Source organism: Pseudomonas citronellolis (assembly GCF_029335315.1).
GTDB classification, from domain to species: Bacteria; Pseudomonadota; Gammaproteobacteria; order Pseudomonadales; family Pseudomonadaceae; genus Pseudomonas; species Pseudomonas citronellolis_A.
In genome coordinates this window covers 1-15,720 of sequence record NZ_JARJLT010000106.1, presented here as the reverse complement: position 1 = coordinate 15,720, position 15,720 = coordinate 1, and the positions used below count along the sequence as shown (strand labels likewise).

The window sequence follows — 15,720 nt, the reverse complement described above, 5'->3', positions numbered from 1 at the left end:
CTCTCAGCCTAGCCCAGGGTTTCCGTTCCCACCCATGTCCCGCTATCTCGTACATCCGCTTCCTTACCGGGAAGACCCGACCGCGTGGTTCGCCCGCGTCGGCCAGGCGCCCGGCGCGGTGCTCCTCGATGCCGGCAGGCCCGGCGCCAACCGTGGACGCTATGACCTTCTGAGCGCCTGGCCATTGGCAGAACTGGCGCCGGCCGCCGACGAATCGGCCAAGGATTTCTTCGCCCGCCTGCGCGCGGCGTTGCAGGGCCTCGGCCATGCCGACGACGCCGACGCACCCGATCTGCCATTCGTCGGCGGAATGATCGGTTATCTGAGTTATGACTTCGGCCGGCGCATCGAACAGTTGCCGAGCCACAGCCGCGACGACCTCGAGCTGCCGGATGCGCGGGTCGGGCTGTATGTCTGGGCGCTGGTCAGCGATCACCAGGCGCGCAGCAGCCAGCTGGTGTTCCACCCCGCCCTCGCCGAGGCCGAGCGCGAGCGTCTGCTCGCGCTGTTCGACGAGGACGTCGCCGCGCCCGCGCCGCCGCCCTTCCGCCTGCTGACCGACTTTCGCCCCGACCTGAGCCGCGAGCAGTACCGCCAGGCGCTGGAGCGCGTGCAGGGCTACATCCTCGCCGGCGACTGCTACCAGGTGAACTACACCCAGCGCTTCCGCGCGCCCTGCAGCGGCGCGCCCTGGCAGGCCTACCTGGCCCTGCGCCAGGCCTGCCCGACGCCCTTCGCCGGCTACCTGGGGCTGGACGATGGCGCCATCCTCAGCCTGTCGCCGGAGCGTTTCATCCAGCTGCACCGCCGCCAGGTGGAGACCCGCCCGATCAAGGGCACCCGCCCGCGCGGACGCACCCCGGCGGAGGACGCCGCGAACGCCGAGGCGCTGCTCGGCAGCCCCAAGGACCGCGCCGAGAACCTGATGATCGTCGACCTGTTGCGCAACGATCTCGGGCGCAGCTGCAAGCCCGGCACGGTGCGGGTGCCGGAGCTGTTCGCGCTGGAGAGCTACCCCAACGTGCACCACCTGGTCAGCAGCGTGACCGGCGAGCTGGCGCCCGGCAAGGACGCCCTCGACCTGCTGCTGGGCAGCTTCCCCGGCGGCTCCATCACCGGCGCGCCGAAGATCCGCGCCATGCAGATCATCGATGAGCTGGAGCCGACCCGCCGCGGCATCTACTGCGGCAGCCTGTTCTATCTGGACGTGCGCGGCGAGCTGGATAGCTCCATCACCATCCGCACCCTGCTGGTGAAGGACGGCCAGGCCAGTTGCTGGGGCGGTGGCGGCATCGTCGCCGACTCGGACTGGGAAGCGGAGTACGAAGAGTCGCTGACCAAGGTCGACGTGCTGCTGCGCACCCTGGAGCGCCTGGGCGAACCCTAGGGCGATTCCGCGCGATGCCCTGGAGCGTTTCTACAGCCCCTTGGGACACACCAAAGAAAAAGGCCCGCAGATGCGGGCCTTTTGCGTGCGCAGCCGGTGTTACAGGCCGAGCGAGCGGTTGGACGCCTTGAGGAATTCCTTCTTCAGGTCCTCGTAGGTGTGCACCGCCGGGAATTGCGGGAACTCGCGGATCACGTTTTCCGGCGCATGGAACAGGATGCCGGCGTGGGCTTCGCTGAGCATGGTGGTGTCGTTGTACGAGTCGCCGGCGGCGATCACGCGGTAGTACAGGCTCTTGAAGGCGATCACCGACTGGCGCTTGGGGTCTTTCTGACGCAGCTGGTAGCCGACCACGCGATCGGTCTCGTCGGTGATCAGCTTGTGGCACAGCAGGGTCGGGAAGCCCAGCTGGCGCATCAGCGGCTGGGAGAACTCGTAGAAGGTGTCGGAGAGGATCACCACCTGGAAGCGCTCGCGCAGCCAGTCGACGAACTCCACCGCGCCGTCCAGCGGCTTCAGGGTGGCGATCACTTCCTGGATATCGGCGAGCTTCAGGCCGTGCTCGTCGAGGATGCGCAGGCGCTGCTGCATCAGCACGTCGTAGTCGGGGATATCGCGGGTAGTCGCCTTCAGCGCTTCGATACCGGTTTTTTCAGCGAAGGCGATCCAGATTTCCGGAACCAGAACCCCTTCCAGGTCGAGACAGGCGATTTCCACGAACGTTTTCCCCGCAGGTTTGACAGAAGGCGGCACTCTAGCGGCTCCCTCGGGCCGGCGCAACGCGGCGCTTATACCCGAAGCAGGCAGTCGACCTTCCTGTTGGTTATTTAGGGGCATATCCCTGCCTTTGATAATATCGGCGGTCTTATAGCGCACCGCGCAAGTACAAGTGGAAACCGCCTGATGAGCCAGCCGTTCGACGTCGCCGAAATCGCCGCGACCTATGCCAGCAAGTCCCCCCAGGACATCCTCAAGTTCGCCTTCGAGCATTTCGGCGACGATCTGTGGATTTCCTTCAGCGGCGCCGAAGACGTGGTGCTGCTGGACATGGCCTGGAAGATCAACAAGAACGTCAAGGTGTTCAGCCTGGACACCGGGCGCCTGCACCCGGAGACCTACCTCTTCATCGAGCAGGTGCGCGAGCACTACGGCATCGCCATCGAGGTGATGACCCCGGACCCGCGCCTGCTGGAGCCGTTCGTCAAGGAAAAGGGCCTGTTCAGCTTCTACAAGGACGGCCACGGCGAATGCTGCGGCATCCGCAAGATCGAACCGCTCAAGCGCAAGCTGTCCACCGTCAGCGCCTGGGCCACCGGCCAGCGCAAGGACCAGAGCCCCGGCACCCGCAGCCAGGTGGCGGTGGTCGAGCTGGATGGCGCCTTCTCCACCCCGGAAAAGCCGCTGTACAAGTTCAACCCGCTGGCCGGCATGAGCAGCGAGGAAGTCTGGGCCTACATCCGCATGCTGGAGATTCCCTACAACAGCCTGCACGAGCGCGGCTTCATCAGCATCGGCTGCGAGCCCTGCACCCGCCCGGTGCTGCCCAACCAGCACGAGCGCGAAGGCCGCTGGTGGTGGGAGGAAGCCACCCAGAAGGAATGCGGCCTGCACGCCGGCAACCTGATCAGCAAGGCCTGAGCCCCGCGCCGGCGGCCTTCCCCGCCGGCGCCCGAGGCCACAAGGGAGAGGGAGGCGATATCGATGCGCATCACCATGGTCAAGAAGGTTCTCGCCGACGGCGAGGACTGCGGCAAGTGCAAGGATGTGCAGCAGCGCCTGGAGAAAGGCGGCTACCTGCCGCGCATCGACCGCGTGCTGGTCGCCGACGAGCGCAATCCCGGTGGCGCCGGCTGGATGGTCGCCGCGCAATACGGCGTGGACAGCGCGCCCTTCTTCATCGTGCGCCACGACGACGGCCACGAGCAGGTCTTCACCGTCTTCATGAGTTTCCTCCACGAAATCCTCGAAGGCCGCGGCCCGGCTCCGCAGGACTCGCCGGAAGCGCTGGCCGAACTGGCCCGGCGCAACGACCTCGACCGCCTCTGAAAAACGCCCGCGACACTTTTTTCACGGCGGGTTAATGCGGCCTTCATCCGCTGGCGCCTAGATTCCGCTCATCCTGCGCAGCGCGCCCAGCGAAACCGATCATGTCAAACACCCTCCCCTCGTCGTCCGGCCTCAGCCTGCTGGAAAGCCTCAACCGCGAGCTGTTCCTCGCCATCAACGCCGTGCCCGATACCCCGACCTGGCTGCTCGACGCCGCCCGCTTCATCGCCAGCGTGCCGCTGTTCCTGTTGCCGCTGGCGCTGCTCGGCCTGTGGTGCTGGGGCGACTGCCGCCTGCGCGGGGCCCTGCTGCGGGCGCTGGCGGTGACATTGCTGGCGCTGCTGCTGAGCCAGGCGATCGGCCTGCTGTGGCCGCATCCACGGCCCTTCGCCATCGGCCTGGGCCACGCCTGGACCGCGCACGCCGCCAACGCGTCCTTCCCCAGCGACCACCTGACCCTGTTCGCCGGCGTGGCCCTGAGCCTGCTGTTCGACGAGGCCTACCTGATCGGCGCGCTGCTCGGCCTGGGCGGCCTGGCGGTGGGGTATGCGCGGGTCTACCTGGGCATCCATTTCCCGCTGGACATGCTCGGCGCCCTGGCCGTGGCGGCGGTGAGCAACAGCCTGGTCTGGCTGCTCTGGCAGCGCCTGGGCGACGCCCTCACCGCGCTGGCCGAAGGCCTGTATCGACGCTGGCTGGCGCCTGCGATCAGCCGCGGCTGGCTGCGCTACTGACCGGCGAAACGAAAACGCCCGGCACAGGCCGGGCGTTTCCTTTGCGCAGGGGAATCAGTAGATCGGCAGCTCGATGCCGTCGAACAGCTCGTCCAGCTCGGCCTTGTTGTGGCACTGCACGGCCTTGGCCAGCAGCTCGCGGGTCAGGTGCGGGGCGAACTTCTCGATGAAGTCGCACATGAAGCCACGCAGGAAGGTGCCGCGGCGGAAGCCGATCTTGGTGACGCTGGACTCGAACAGGTGGCTGGCGTCGAGCATCACCAGGTCGCTGTCGAGCTTCGGGTCGACCGCCATGTGCGCCACGATGCCGACGCCCAGGCCCAGGCGCACGTAGGTCTTGATCACGTCGGCGTCGGCCGCGGTGAACACCACCTTGGGCACCAGGCCGCGCTGGTTGAAGGCTTCGTCGAGCTTGGAACGGCCGGTGAAACCGAACACGTAGGTGACGATCGGCTGCTCGGCGAGCAGCTCCAGGGTCAGCTTCGGCACCTTGGTCAGCGGGTGGCCCTGGGGCACGATGACGCAACGGTTCCAGCGGTAGCAGGGCATCATGATCAGGTCGCCGAACAGCTCCAGCGCCTCGGTGGCGATGGCGAAGTCGACGGTGCCGTCGGCGGCCATCTCGGCGATCTGCATCGGCGTGCCCTGGTGCATGTGCAGCGACACGTCCGGGTACTGCTTGATGAAGCCGCTGATCACCCCCGGCAGTGCGTAGCGCGCCTGGGTGTGGGTGGTGGCGATGGACAGGGTGCCCTTCTTCTCGTTGGAGAATTCCTGGGCGATCTGCTTGATGCTCTCGACCTTGCGCAGGATCTCGCCGGCGGTGTTGATGATGCGCTCGCCGGCCGGGGTGACCCGGGTCAGGTGCTTGCCGCTGCGCGCGAAGACCTCCACCCCCAGCTCGTCCTCCAGCAGGCGGATCTGCTTGCTGATGCCGGGCTGCGAGGTGTACAGGCTTTGCGCAGTGGCGGAAACGTTCAGGTCGTGGTGCGCGACTTCCCAGATATAGCGCAATTGCTGAAGCTTCATGGAGATTCCTCGAAATGGATGCCGCGGCCCGCGACCCGGGCTCTGCTTTTATAACCATATTAATGGTTTGAGGAATAAAGTTAGACGTTTTTTTTGAGCTTGCCTACAGCGCCCCCTCAAGCGCCCCTCGCGAAACCCTCGACCGCTGCCCATGGCGCGGGCTAGAGCCTCCGGCCGTTCGTCGCGCGGCGCGCTCAGGAACGGTGTTGCAGCATGGGCACCAGGTATACCGGCACCTCGGCCAGTTGCACCACCCGCGCGGCGGTTCGCCCCAGCGGGGTGTTCATGCCCTCGCCGTGGCTATGGCTGCCGGCCACGATCAGGTCCACCCCCAGGCGCCGCGCCTCGTCGAGGATCACCTGCGGCGGGTCGCCCTGCAGCACGCGCACCGAGCGGATCGTCTCGGCCTCCTCGTGCAGCTCGCCGAGCTCGTCGCGGAAGCCTTCCATCACCCGCCGCTCGATATTGTCCATCACCGTCTTCAGGCCGCTGGCGCGCAGCTCGGTGAGGGTGTCGCTCTCCAGGTAGGTCTGCAGTACCGAGTCGGCGAACAGCCCGAGCGGCTCCACGGCGTGCACCACATGGATCTCGGCGCCGTAGGCGCGAGCCATGGAGAGTGCGTGCTGGAGGACATATGGGGCGTAGAGACCGAGGTCGGTGGCGTAGAGAATCGATCGGATCATGCGGCCTCCTACTGCCTGGTCGGCGGGCCTATCAGCAGCGTAGCAGCAAGCCTGGCGGGCCGCGCTAGCCGGCGGTCTGCGGCTCGTTGCTGACGCCGTGGGGCACGTGCCCGGTGGTGACCACCTCGCGGGCGCGCTCGCAGTGCCCGGGCTGGTCGTCGAAGAATACGTCGGCGCTGAAGGCTTCGAGGAACGCCGACTTGTCCAGGCCGCCGAGGAACAGCGACTCGTCGAGGCGGATGTCCCACTCGCGCAGGGTGCGGATCACCCGTTCGTGGGCCGGCGCCGAGCGCGCGGTGACCAGCGCCGTGCGGATCGGGCAGGCCTCCTGGGGGAACGCCTGCTGGACGCGGTTCAGCGCGGCCAGGAAGGGCTTGAACGGGCCGCCGCCCAGGGGGTCGCGGGCGGACTCGCGTTCGCGTGTCTGGAACGCCTCCAGGCCACCCTGCTGGAATACCCGCTCGGCTTCGTCGGAGAACAGCACGGCGTCGCCGTCGAAGGCGAAGCGCAGCTCGTCGCTGGCCTCGCGGCGCGCCCCGGCGGAGAGAATGGTGGCGGCCGCGAAGCCGTTCTCCAGCGCGCTGCGCACGTCCTCCACGTGGGTGGAGAGGAACAGGTGGCAACCGAACGCCTTGAGGTAGGGATAGGGGCTGCGCCCGCCGACGAAGGCCGCGCGGGAAATGCCCAGGCCGTGGCGCTGGATGGAGTTGAACACGCGCAGCCCGGTGTCGGCGCTGTTGCGCGAAACCAGCACCACTTCCACCAGCTGGCGCTCCAGCACCTCGTTGAGGCCCAGCAGCTTCTGCACCAGGGCGAAGGCGTCGCCCGGCGGCAGCACTTCGTCCTCGTGGCCGATCTGGTACTGGCGATAGGCTTCCACGCCTTCGGCCTCGTAGATGCGATGACTTTCACGCAGGTCGAACAACGCCCGCGAGGAGATCGCCACCACCAGTTTGTCGCCCAGTCCCTTGCTCATGTTCCGCCCCCCGCGGTTCAGCGCGCTTGCGTGTGGCGCGCGTCGATGAAGCGTAACGCACGCCACAGCGCCTCGGTACGCGGCATTGCCTGGCCGGCCGCCGCGGCCGCGGCGAGCGGCGCGTCGTAGATGGCGCCCAGCTCCAGCGGACGCCGCTGGAGGAAATCGTGGTACATGCTCGGCAGGTAGTCGGGCATGCGCGCGGTGGCGTCCAGCATGGCCGCCGGGTAGCCCGCCGGCAACACATGCCCGCAGGCGGCGGCGCCGGCCATCACCTCGTCCATGATCGCGGCGATCAGCGCGCGGCTGTCGGCGTTGGCCATCAGCGCGCGGGTGCCGCTGTCGAGCAGCACCGAAAGACCGTTGTAGGGCACGTTCCACACCAGCTTCTGCCAGCGTGCGTGCTCCAGGTCGGGCATCGCCTGGGAATCCAGGCCGGCGGCGCGGAACAGCGCGGCGCCCGCTTCGGCGATGGCCTGGCCCTGCGCGGTATCACCTGCGGGACCCGAGTGGTAGCCCAGGTGCACCGCGCCCAGGGCCTGGTGCTCGATCACGCCGGGCGCAGAGCGGTGCACGCAGATGTAGCAGAGCCCGCCGAGCAGGTGCAGCGAGTCCGCCAGCAAGGGACGCAAGCCCTCCTCCACCGCCAGGCCGTTCTGCAGCAGCAGGACCTTGGCGCCGGGCGCCGCGGCCCGCGCGATCAGCGGCGCGAGCTCGGCGTTGCCGGTGGTCTTGGCGCCCACCAGCAGCCAGTCGCAAGCCGGCATTTCGGCGACGTCGCCATAGGCCTGCACCGGCGCCAGCGACAACGCGCCGTGCACCTGGCTGTTGAGGCGCAGGCCGTTGGCCGACACCACCGGGTACTCGCTGCGCAGCAGGAAGTGCACGTCGAAGCCGGCGCGGGCCAGCATCAGGCCGTAGTAGCCACCGATGGCGCCAGTGCCGATGACGCCGATGCGAACGGGAGAAGCGGTCATTCAGGGCAATTCCTCGGGCTCTCGCAGGGCCGCGGCGCGTAACGCCTGGGCCAGTGGACCAGCGCGCAGCGGCGCGTCGAGGCGGCCATGGAAGGCCCCGTCGCGCACCAGGAACAGCGCCGGCAGGTTGAAGACTTCGTAGCGCTCGACCAGGCCGCCGTTGCGCCCGGCGTCGACCCAGCACAGGCGCTGCAGCGGCAGGCCCATGCCCGGCAGCTGGGCGCGGGCCCAGCGGCACGAGGCGCAACCCTCGGCGCTGAAGATCAGCAGCGAGTCGCCGGTCAGCTCCAGCAGCCGGTGATCGGCGTCGAGGTCGGTGAGTTCGAGGGACGGCACTATACTCTGCTCAATGCCAACACCTAAAAGATTGCAGTCGGAGTACTCCGTCATGCGACAGTTCCTGCGTCACCCCTGTGATCTGCCGGTGGAGCTGGTGGTCCGCAAACAGACCTTCCTGCCCCGCCAGCGCCTGTACAATATCAGCCTCGGCGGGGTCGCCTGCAACGCCCCGCGTGGCTATCGCCGCGGCACCTCGGTGGAACTGCGCATCCCGCTGCTGGGCGACGCCGCGCGCTACCCCGGCGTGGTGGCCTGGAGCCGCAAGCAGAACGACGACTACCTGGTGGGCGTGGCCTTCATCGACGAGGACACGCTGTTCCGCGCGCGGATGGTCGAGCAGGTCTGCCAGATCGAGCACTTCCGCCGCCAGCGCGAGCGCGAATCCGGCCAGGCCCAGCCGTTGCAGGACACCGCGCTGGAGTGGATCGCCCGCAACGCCGCTGACTTTCCCCTGTTCTGCGCCCTGTGAAACGGCGCAAGACCCCGTCGCTCGGGCATTTTCCGCACGTCTGCCCATTGTCGAGCCGGCGCCCGACGCGTTAAGGTTCGTCTTCCCCGTAGCGAGATTCATGCCTGCGCCCCATCGCATGGGGGTTACTGGCGGCCGGCACCCGTGACCTGATGAGTACCACGATGGCTGATTTACAGATCGACGACCTTAACGTTGCCTCCAACGAGACCCTGATCACGCCGGATCAGCTCAAGCGCGAAATCCCCCTGACCGAAGCCGCCCGCAGCACCGTCGCCCACGGCCGCCAGGTCGTCCGCGATATCCTCGACGGCAAGGACCACCGCCTGTTCGTGGTCATCGGCCCCTGCTCCATCCACGACATCAAGGCCGCCCACGAGTACGCCGAGCGCCTGAAGGTGCTGGCCGCCGAAGTGGCCGACACGCTGTTCCTGGTGATGCGCGTGTACTTCGAGAAGCCGCGCACCACCGTGGGCTGGAAGGGCCTGATCAACGACCCCTACCTGGACGACTCGTTCAAGATCCAGGATGGCCTGCACATCGGCCGCCAGCTGCTGCGCGACCTCGCCGAGATGGGCCTGCCCACCGCCACCGAGGCGCTCGACCCGATCTCCCCGCAGTACCTGCAGGACCTGATCAGCTGGTCGGCGATCGGCGCGCGCACCACCGAATCCCAGACCCACCGCGAGATGGCCTCCGGCCTGTCCTCGGCCGTCGGCTTCAAGAACGGCACCGACGGCAGCCTGACCGTGGCGATCAACGCCCTGCAGTCGGTCTCCAGCCCGCACCGTTTCCTCGGCATCAACCAGGAAGGCGGCGTCTCCATCGTCACCACCAAGGGCAACCGCTACGGCCACGTGGTGCTGCGCGGCGGCAACGGCAAGCCGAACTACGACTCGGTGAGCGTGGCGCTGTGCGAGCAGGAGCTGAACAAGGCGAAGATCCCGCTGAACGTGATGGTCGACTGCAGCCACGCCAACTCCAACAAGGACCCGGCCCTGCAACCGCTGGTGATGGACAACGTCGCCAACCAGATCGCCGAGGGCAACAACTCCATCGTCGGCCTGATGGTGGAAAGCCACCTGGGCTGGGGCAGCCAGCCGATCCCGAAGGACCTCTGCCAGCTGCAGTACGGCGTCTCCATCACCGACGCCTGCATCGACTGGGACACCACCGAGAAGGCCGTGCGCAGCATGCACGCCAAGCTCAGGGACGTGCTGCCCAAGCGCCAGCGCGGCTGACCCGCGAGGCAATGAAAAACGCCGGGCAGATGCCCGGCGTTTTCATGTCTGTCTGGCGCTTCAGGCCATGCGGTCGGCGTGGCGCGGATGGCGCTCCAGGTAGCGTTCGACGTAGGAGCAGGAGGGAATCACGCTGTAGCCCTTGCGCTCGGCGTACTGCAGCGCGTGCTCGGTGAGCGCCGCGGCGATGCCGCGGCCGCGCAGGCTGTCGGGTACGAAGGTGCGGTAGATGTCCAGCGTCTGCTTGCCCAGATCCATGTAGGCCAGATAGGCACGATGACCGTCCACCGTCGTGACGAACTGGTGGCTGGACTCATCATGATGGATGGACAACGACTCACTCACTTGCACTCTCCTCTTGCGGGTCTACAACTCGACCCGCACCTGATTGATCTTGGTCAGGCGGAGGTTCATCTCGGCCGAGCCCGTCCCTATGAGGACAGTGATATAGACTCGGCCGTTCTCCACCTTGTGCAGTACACCCTGATAATAGGCACCATCGAAGGTGACGAACTGCAGGCGCTTGCCGGTGTACTGGGCAAGGCTGTCGATGTTAACGAAGCCATATTGCTGCGTTCTCTTCTCCGACTCAACCGTTTCTTCGGCGGAAATCTTCTGCGTGGCCGAATCCACGGTGATCTTGTGCTTCATCGGGTCGACCCAGGCGAAGCCGATCGGGTCGACCGCCTGCTGGTTGACCAGCACCACCGGGCGCAGCATGCCGACCACGTCCTTGGCCTCGAAGAACTCCAGGCCATTCCAGGCCATGCCTTCGCTGGGGTTCAGCTCCAGGCGCAGCGACTGCGGGTCGGCCAGGTAGCGGGCGTAGGCGTCCAGCAGCGGCTTGTCCAGCGCCACGCGCTGGCTGCGCATGGCCTTGTCGAACTGCGCCAGGGCCAGCTTGAGGTACTCGTCGCGCTTCACGCCCAGGCGCGCCGCGCAGAACTCCTGGACCTTGCGCTGGTACTGGTTGTCGTCCAGCTCGACGGTGACCTGCGAGACCCGCGGCGGGTTCACGCGCATGTCGCCGGGGCGCTCGGAAACGTTGCTCAGGGACATGCTGACGCGGCTGTCGAGCATGCCGCGGGCGTCGGAGCGCAGGTTGAAGGTGAGTTTCTGCGCGCCGGGTTCGAAGCGATAGGAGAACTCGACATCCGACTCCAGGGTGCGATAGCCCATCTGCAGCAGCTCGTCCGCGCCGATGTTCTGCACGTTGCCGCAGGCCACTTCGCTCATCGCGGTGAACACGCTGCTCTCCGCCGGCTGCTGCGACAGCGCCTGCATGAACGGCCCGTGCATCTGCAGCTCGACACCGCTGAGCTGCATGGCCATCTGCTTGGGCAACTTGCCCTCGGCCAGGCGCTCCTTGAAGCTCAGCAGCTCGCGCAGGCCGTCGAACTTCAGCTGGGCGTGGGCCACCTTGAGGCTGTCGCGGGCGGCCGGCACGCGGATTTCGACATTCTTCAGGCCGACGCGGCCGTCGAAGGACGAGGAAATGCCGCCGTAGGTGATCTCGACCATGGGCGAGAGCCGCGCCACCGCGTCGTCGACGATGCTGCGCACCGACAACCACAGGGAAACCTTGATGATCAGGGCGACGGCGACGATTCCGAGCAGGCCCCACTTGAGCAGCTTCGACATCCGGACGGACTTCCTTGTAGGCGGGTTGATACATTGCACGATGATGGCAGCTTAACAGCAGGGCCCATCCGCCTCCACGCGCACCCCGCGAAATCCGCCGGATGCCCCGCCAGAGAGTGATGCAGGTCGCATTTCAATGGTGACCGGCCGGTCGGACAGAACGCTTTACGGTCGCCATGGGCGCCAGTATGTTCTGCGCCTCACTTCTTTTCCGGATGTCCTGCCATGAGTGAACTGATCGGCTACCAACTCGACGACGGCGTCGCCACCCTGACCCTCGCCAACGGCAAGGTGAACGCCATCTCCCCGGCCGTGATCGAGGCCCTCAACCAGGCGCTGGACCGCGCCGAGCAGGACCGCGCGGTGGTCATCCTCACCGGCCAGCCGGGCATCCTCTCCGGCGGCTACGACCTCAAGGTGATGACCTCCGGCCCGGAGAACGCCGTGGCCCTGGTCGCCGCCGGCTCCACCCTGGCGCGGCGCATGCTCGCCCACCCGTTCCCGGTGATCGTCGCCTGCCCCGGCCACGCCGTGGCCAAGGGCGCCTTCCTGCTGCTGTCGGCGGACTACCGGATCGGCGTCGAGGGCCCCTTCCAGATCGGCCTGAACGAAGTGGCCATCGGCATGACCATGCACCACGTCGGCATCGAGCTGGCCCGTGATCGCCTGCGCAAGTCGGCGTTCAACCGTTCGGTGATCAACGCCGAGATGTTCGCCCCGCAGGAGGCCATGGCCGCCGGCTTCCTCGACAAGGTGGTAGCCGCCGAGGAGCTGCTCGACACCGCCCGCGCCGCCGCTCAGCAGTTGAAGAAGCTGAACATGACCGCGCACCGCAACACCAAGCTGAAGGTCCGTCGCCAGCTGCTGGAGACCCTCGACCAGGCCATCGAGCAGGACAAGAAGCACCTCGCCTGAGCCTGCGTCCGTCACGAAAAAGCCCGGCCAAGCGCCGGGCTTTTTTGTGGATAGACGTTTTTCCAATAGTTACTCAAAAGGCAAAGGTGATTCAGCCATATCGATCTTTTTCGAAAATTATTGCGCGTTAACCTATTGATGAACCCACAGTCAAGCCAGCAAACGCAACGAGGTGTTCATCATGAAACTGCAACTGATCGCCAGCGCCATTCTCGCCACCGCCACCCTGTTCGCCGCCCAGGCCAGCTTCGCCGAGGAGTCCTCGCTGATGCAGAACCGCATGGTCAACCTGAGCCAGGCCGCCATGCAGCACCAGGCCGACCAGACCGCCCAGCACCAGCAGGACGCCGCCAAGGCCGGCCACCAGGGCTGAGCCACGGGGGACGCCAGCATGAACCGCGCCCGGCTCCGCGCGCCACGGCTTCCCGCCGAGGCGCGCCATCCCGCCAGCGCTGCCTCAGCCGAGCTTCCCGTCGGCGGCGACACCCTGGCGGTAGACCGCGCAACGCCGAATCGGGCAGGCCAGGCTCGACAGCGCAAGGCCGCGAACCATTCCGACTTCGACGCGATGCGCCTTTTCCCACGAACAGTTCCCAAGCCTCTTCAGGTTGGCCTCGCCCAGCCAGGCAACGCGAAAACATCAAGCGCGCTGATAGTTGAAAGCAACGAACATCGTTATTCCATCGATGAGACTGCTGGGAAACTGGGCCCACTCCCACTTCCGGCAGCCACCGCCATGCACCACTCGACCGCCCGCCACCTGCGCAACGGCGCCCTCGCCAGCATCGGCCTGTACGGCATCGTCATCCTGGTGCTGCTGGCGCTGACCGGCGGCTTCCAGGGCGCCCGCAACGTGCAGCCCGACGGCGTGGACAAGAGCGCCCTGTTCCAGCGCTTCAACGAGGCGGTGCCCAACGCCCTGGCGGTGCTCCAGCAGAGCCTGCGCCCGCACTCCTGACGCACCCCGCTGGCGACTGGCGCCGGCTTGCCCATACTCAATCAGATCCGCGCCGGCGCCTGCCGGTGCCTGCCTGGGGAGCGCACCATGGGCCGAGTCGTCGCATCCGCCGTGTACTGCAAGGGCAAGAAGGTTTCCGACATTCCTCTCGAAGAGGGCTATCGCTGGGCCTGCCAGCCCGACCATTTCGTCTGGACCGGCCTGCAGGAGCCGACCCCGGAGGAACTGGCGAACCTGCAACGGCAGTTCAACCTGCACGAACTGGCCATCTCCGACGCCCTGGAGAAGCACAGCCGGCCGAAGCTGGAAACCTTCGGCGACGCGCTGTTCATGGTGATCTACTCGCCGGTGCGCGCGGACAGCCGGTTGATGTTCGTGGAAACCCACCTGTTCGCCGGCATCGGCTACATCATCAGCGCCCGCCACGGCTTCTCGCAGTCCTACTCGCAGGTGCGCCAGCGCTGCGAGGCGCGCCCGCTGCTGCTGGCCCACGGCACCGACTTCGTGCTCTACGCCCTGCTCGACTTCGTGGTCGGCAACTACGAGCCGGTGGTCGAGGAAATCCGTGGCGAGATCGAGGGCCTGGAACAACGCGCCCTGCGCACCTCGCTGACCCAGGAAGAGATCGAGCGCATCTACGGCCTGCGCCGCGAGGTGCTGAAGCTGCGCCACTACGCGGCGCCGATGGTGGAAATCTGCCAGGAGCTGCAACGCCTGGACTTCCCCTTCATCGACAAGCAGATGCGCCCGTACTTCCGCGACGTGGCGATCCACGTCAACCGCCTGCTGGAAGACCTCAACTCGCTGCGCGACATCGCCAGCCAGACCATCGAGGTCGGCCTGCTGCTGGAGTCGTCGCGACAGAGCGTGGTGCAACGCAAGTTCGCCGCCTGGGCGGCGATCCTCGGCTTGCCCACCGCGGTGGCCGGCATCTACGGGATGAACTTCGAGTACATCCCCGAGCTGCACTGGCACTACGGCTACTTCCTGGTGATGGGCCTGCTGGTGATCGGTTGCGTGGGGCTGTACGTCAGCTTCAAGCAGGCGGACTGGCTGTAGGAGCAGAGTCGCGAATGCCCTGGGTCCCCGCGTTCGCGGGGATGACGCCAGGAGGAACGCGGCAGCTCATTCCGTCACTCCCGCGAACGCGGAGCCCAGCGCCTTTGCAGGCCGCGCGCGCCCACCAATGAAAAACGCCGCTCCTGGGAGCGGCGTTTTTTCGGTGCGGAGGCGGCTTCAGGCAGCGCTCTGCTCGTCCTTCTTCCGCCCGTCCCGGACGAAACGCATCATCCATTCGGCGACGGCCGCGCCCTGGTGCGGGCGGCCGAGGCTGTCCACGCCCTTCTGGTAGACCGGCTCGCTGAAGATCTCGCGGCGCAGGTCGAGGATGGCGTGGGAGTAGTCGGCGACGAACTCCGGGTGGCCCTGGAAGCACAGCACCTGGTCGCCGATGGCGTAGGCGGCGTTCGGGCAGAAGTCGCTGCTGGCGATGCGCCGGGCGCCTTCGGGCAGCTCGGTGACCTGGTCCTGGTGGCTGACCAGCAGGGTCAGGTCGTTCAGCGCCGGCAGCATCCAGTGCGGCTGTTCTTCGATGCGGTAATCGTGGATACCCACGCCCCAGCCCTGGCCGGCGCGCTCGGTCTTGCCGCCGAGCAGCAGGGCCAGCAGTTGGTGGCCGAAGCACACGCCCAGCAGCTTGTCGCCGCGCTCGTAGCGGCTGAGCAGGTAGCTCTTGAGCTTCTCGATCCAGGGTTCGCTGCCGAAGGAGTCGTACTTGCTGCCGGTCACCAGATAGGCGTCGTAATGCTCGCTGTCGGGCGGATAGTGCCCTTCCACCACGTTGTACACCTTGAACTCGGCGGGCACCGGTTGCTTGGCGAACAGCTGCTGGAACATCCAGCCGTAGCCAGTGTACTGGCCGATCAGCTCGGGACGCAGGATATCGGTTTCCAGAATGCAGATTTGCAGCGACATGTAGTGGTGGGTTCCTGATGTTAAGCGGACACGAACGCGCGTTTTCTTAACAAACTGCACGCCCCGTGAAAACTACACACTGTTTTTTCACGACACAAGATGGCAAAGCCATTCCATGCGTCGGAATTTCAGGGGAAATACCCGAAAAATCGTCGCACAGCAATCCCGCTGAAATCGATGGCGACCTACGGTCCCCGAACGCTCAGCCGCCCCGTGCCAGAGCGAGCGCCTGCGAGGCGTCCAGCACCTGGGCGTACTCGCCCTGGAGGTTGCCCAGGGCCATGGCGTGGACTCTGCCTTTGCATGTCGATGATGATCAGGGCGGGGGTGTTGGGCATGGTGGGTCCGGGG

General features: G+C 66.6%; 19 protein-coding genes. 10 read left to right on the top strand and 9 right to left on the bottom strand.

The window, feature by feature from the left end; all coding sequences use genetic code 11:
- Window positions 1-34: 34 nt before the first annotated feature.
- Window positions 35-1,387 (top strand): aminodeoxychorismate synthase component I, encoded by a 1,353-nt coding sequence (gene pabB, locus P3W75_RS08805; RefSeq protein WP_276226988.1) that lies wholly within the window; start codon window positions 35-37, stop codon window positions 1,385-1,387.
- A gap of 99 nt (window positions 1,388-1,486) precedes the next feature.
- Here pabB and thrH read toward each other — a convergent pair whose 3' ends face one another.
- Complete coding sequence (gene thrH, locus P3W75_RS08800; RefSeq protein WP_346429854.1) at window positions 1,487-2,104, bottom strand: bifunctional phosphoserine phosphatase/homoserine phosphotransferase ThrH; 618 nt, start codon at window positions 2,102-2,104, stop codon at window positions 1,487-1,489.
- 186 nt (window positions 2,105-2,290) lie between these two features.
- On the opposite strand from thrH, the gene P3W75_RS08795 reads away from it, so the two are divergent.
- From P3W75_RS08795 to P3W75_RS08785, 3 genes are all read left to right on the top strand, one after another.
- Window positions 2,291-3,025 (top strand): phosphoadenylyl-sulfate reductase, encoded by a 735-nt coding sequence (locus tag P3W75_RS08795; protein ID WP_276226986.1) that lies wholly within the window; start codon window positions 2,291-2,293, stop codon window positions 3,023-3,025.
- Window positions 3,026-3,088: 63 nt separating this feature from the next.
- Window positions 3,089-3,433 (top strand): hypothetical protein, encoded by a 345-nt coding sequence (locus P3W75_RS08790; protein WP_276226985.1) that lies wholly within the window; start codon window positions 3,089-3,091, stop codon window positions 3,431-3,433.
- 101 nt (window positions 3,434-3,534) lie between these two features.
- The gene (locus P3W75_RS08785) at window positions 3,535-4,167 is read left to right on the top strand and encodes a phosphatase PAP2 family protein (protein WP_276226984.1); all 633 of its coding nucleotides are present in this window, start codon (window positions 3,535-3,537) and stop codon (window positions 4,165-4,167) included.
- Between the two features lie 54 nt (window positions 4,168-4,221).
- Here P3W75_RS08785 and cysB read toward each other — a convergent pair whose 3' ends face one another.
- The 5 genes from cysB to P3W75_RS08760 form a co-directional block, all read right to left on the bottom strand.
- Complete coding sequence (cysB, locus tag P3W75_RS08780; RefSeq protein ID WP_276226983.1) at window positions 4,222-5,196, bottom strand: HTH-type transcriptional regulator CysB; 975 nt, start codon at window positions 5,194-5,196, stop codon at window positions 4,222-4,224.
- A 194-nt stretch (window positions 5,197-5,390) separates the two neighbouring features.
- Window positions 5,391-5,879 (bottom strand): universal stress protein, encoded by a 489-nt coding sequence (locus tag P3W75_RS08775; protein WP_276226982.1) that lies wholly within the window; start codon window positions 5,877-5,879, stop codon window positions 5,391-5,393.
- A 64-nt stretch (window positions 5,880-5,943) separates the two neighbouring features.
- Window positions 5,944-6,855, bottom strand: a complete 912-nt coding sequence (locus tag P3W75_RS08770) for a 5'-nucleotidase (protein ID WP_276226981.1) — start codon at window positions 6,853-6,855, stop codon at window positions 5,944-5,946.
- Window positions 6,856-6,872: 17 nt separating this feature from the next.
- Window positions 6,873-7,832 carry a putative 2-dehydropantoate 2-reductase gene (locus P3W75_RS08765; protein WP_276226980.1) on the bottom strand — a complete coding sequence of 320 codons (960 nt, stop codon included), beginning with the start codon at window positions 7,830-7,832 and terminating at the stop codon, window positions 6,873-6,875.
- Entirely contained in the window at window positions 7,833-8,222 is a 390-nt protein-coding gene (locus tag P3W75_RS08760) for a thioredoxin (protein ID WP_276226979.1), read from the bottom strand.
- Here P3W75_RS08760 and P3W75_RS08755 point away from each other — a divergent pair.
- Window positions 8,221-8,640 (top strand): PilZ domain-containing protein, encoded by a 420-nt coding sequence (locus P3W75_RS08755; RefSeq protein WP_276226978.1) that lies wholly within the window; start codon window positions 8,221-8,223, stop codon window positions 8,638-8,640. The two genes, P3W75_RS08760 and P3W75_RS08755, sit on opposite strands and share 2 nt — an antisense overlap.
- Before the next feature lie 164 nt (window positions 8,641-8,804).
- Entirely contained in the window at window positions 8,805-9,881 is a 1,077-nt protein-coding gene (locus P3W75_RS08750; protein WP_276226977.1) for a 3-deoxy-7-phosphoheptulonate synthase, read from the top strand.
- A gap of 60 nt (window positions 9,882-9,941) precedes the next feature.
- Here P3W75_RS08750 and P3W75_RS08745 read toward each other — a convergent pair whose 3' ends face one another.
- A complete protein-coding gene (locus P3W75_RS08745; RefSeq protein WP_009623398.1) occupies window positions 9,942-10,226 on the bottom strand; it encodes a GNAT family N-acetyltransferase in 285 nt (94 codons plus the stop codon).
- A gap of 21 nt (window positions 10,227-10,247) precedes the next feature.
- The gene (locus tag P3W75_RS08740; protein WP_276226976.1) at window positions 10,248-11,522 is read right to left on the bottom strand and encodes a hypothetical protein; all 1,275 of its coding nucleotides are present in this window, start codon (window positions 11,520-11,522) and stop codon (window positions 10,248-10,250) included.
- A 225-nt stretch (window positions 11,523-11,747) separates the two neighbouring features.
- Between P3W75_RS08740 and P3W75_RS08735 the strand changes: the two genes are divergently transcribed.
- The 4 genes from P3W75_RS08735 (at window position 11,748) to P3W75_RS08720 (ending at window position 14,454) form a co-directional block, all read left to right on the top strand.
- Window positions 11,748-12,437 (top strand): crotonase/enoyl-CoA hydratase family protein, encoded by a 690-nt coding sequence (locus P3W75_RS08735; RefSeq protein WP_276226975.1) that lies wholly within the window; start codon window positions 11,748-11,750, stop codon window positions 12,435-12,437.
- Between the two features lie 181 nt (window positions 12,438-12,618).
- Window positions 12,619-12,810, top strand: coding sequence for a hypothetical protein (locus P3W75_RS08730; RefSeq protein WP_276226974.1), 192 nt, complete (start codon window positions 12,619-12,621; stop codon window positions 12,808-12,810).
- A 363-nt stretch (window positions 12,811-13,173) separates the two neighbouring features.
- Window positions 13,174-13,395 carry a hypothetical protein gene (locus P3W75_RS08725; protein ID WP_276226973.1) on the top strand — a complete coding sequence of 74 codons (222 nt, stop codon included), beginning with the start codon at window positions 13,174-13,176 and terminating at the stop codon, window positions 13,393-13,395.
- Between the two features lie 87 nt (window positions 13,396-13,482).
- The gene (locus P3W75_RS08720) at window positions 13,483-14,454 is read left to right on the top strand and encodes a magnesium and cobalt transport protein CorA (protein ID WP_276226972.1); all 972 of its coding nucleotides are present in this window, start codon (window positions 13,483-13,485) and stop codon (window positions 14,452-14,454) included.
- 177 nt (window positions 14,455-14,631) lie between these two features.
- Here P3W75_RS08720 and P3W75_RS08715 read toward each other — a convergent pair whose 3' ends face one another.
- Window positions 14,632-15,369 carry an amidotransferase gene (locus P3W75_RS08715; protein WP_276226971.1) on the bottom strand — a complete coding sequence of 246 codons (738 nt, stop codon included), beginning with the start codon at window positions 15,367-15,369 and terminating at the stop codon, window positions 14,632-14,634.
- Window positions 15,370-15,720: the final 351 nt, after the last annotated feature.

Bases quoted from the DNA above. Each gene is read 5' to 3' on its own strand.
- P3W75_RS08760 (WP_276226979.1), bottom strand. From the start codon at position 8,222: ATGACGGAGTACTCCGACTGCAATCTTTTAGGTGTTGGCATTGAGCAG.
- P3W75_RS08790 (WP_276226985.1), top strand. From the start codon at position 3,089: ATGCGCATCACCATGGTCAAGAAGGTTCTCGCCGACGGCGAGGACTGC.
- P3W75_RS08795 (WP_276226986.1), top strand. From the start codon at position 2,291: ATGAGCCAGCCGTTCGACGTCGCCGAAATCGCCGCGACCTATGCCAGC.
- P3W75_RS08725 (WP_276226973.1), top strand. From the start codon at position 13,174: ATGCACCACTCGACCGCCCGCCACCTGCGCAACGGCGCCCTCGCCAGC.
- P3W75_RS08720 (WP_276226972.1), top strand. From the start codon at position 13,483: ATGGGCCGAGTCGTCGCATCCGCCGTGTACTGCAAGGGCAAGAAGGTT.
- cysB (WP_276226983.1), bottom strand. From the start codon at position 5,196: ATGAAGCTTCAGCAATTGCGCTATATCTGGGAAGTCGCGCACCACGAC.
- P3W75_RS08775 (WP_276226982.1), bottom strand. From the start codon at position 5,879: ATGATCCGATCGATTCTCTACGCCACCGACCTCGGTCTCTACGCCCCA.
- P3W75_RS08770 (WP_276226981.1), bottom strand. From the start codon at position 6,855: ATGAGCAAGGGACTGGGCGACAAACTGGTGGTGGCGATCTCCTCGCGG.
- P3W75_RS08765 (WP_276226980.1), bottom strand. From the start codon at position 7,832: ATGACCGCTTCTCCCGTTCGCATCGGCGTCATCGGCACTGGCGCCATC.
- P3W75_RS08785 (WP_276226984.1), top strand. From the start codon at position 3,535: ATGTCAAACACCCTCCCCTCGTCGTCCGGCCTCAGCCTGCTGGAAAGC.
- P3W75_RS08715 (WP_276226971.1), bottom strand. From the start codon at position 15,369: ATGTCGCTGCAAATCTGCATTCTGGAAACCGATATCCTGCGTCCCGAG.
- pabB (WP_276226988.1), top strand. From the start codon at position 35: ATGTCCCGCTATCTCGTACATCCGCTTCCTTACCGGGAAGACCCGACC.
- P3W75_RS08750 (WP_276226977.1), top strand. From the start codon at position 8,805: ATGGCTGATTTACAGATCGACGACCTTAACGTTGCCTCCAACGAGACC.
- P3W75_RS08755 (WP_276226978.1), top strand. From the start codon at position 8,221: ATGCGACAGTTCCTGCGTCACCCCTGTGATCTGCCGGTGGAGCTGGTG.
- P3W75_RS08730 (WP_276226974.1), top strand. From the start codon at position 12,619: ATGAAACTGCAACTGATCGCCAGCGCCATTCTCGCCACCGCCACCCTG.
- P3W75_RS08735 (WP_276226975.1), top strand. From the start codon at position 11,748: ATGAGTGAACTGATCGGCTACCAACTCGACGACGGCGTCGCCACCCTG.
- P3W75_RS08740 (WP_276226976.1), bottom strand. From the start codon at position 11,522: ATGTCGAAGCTGCTCAAGTGGGGCCTGCTCGGAATCGTCGCCGTCGCC.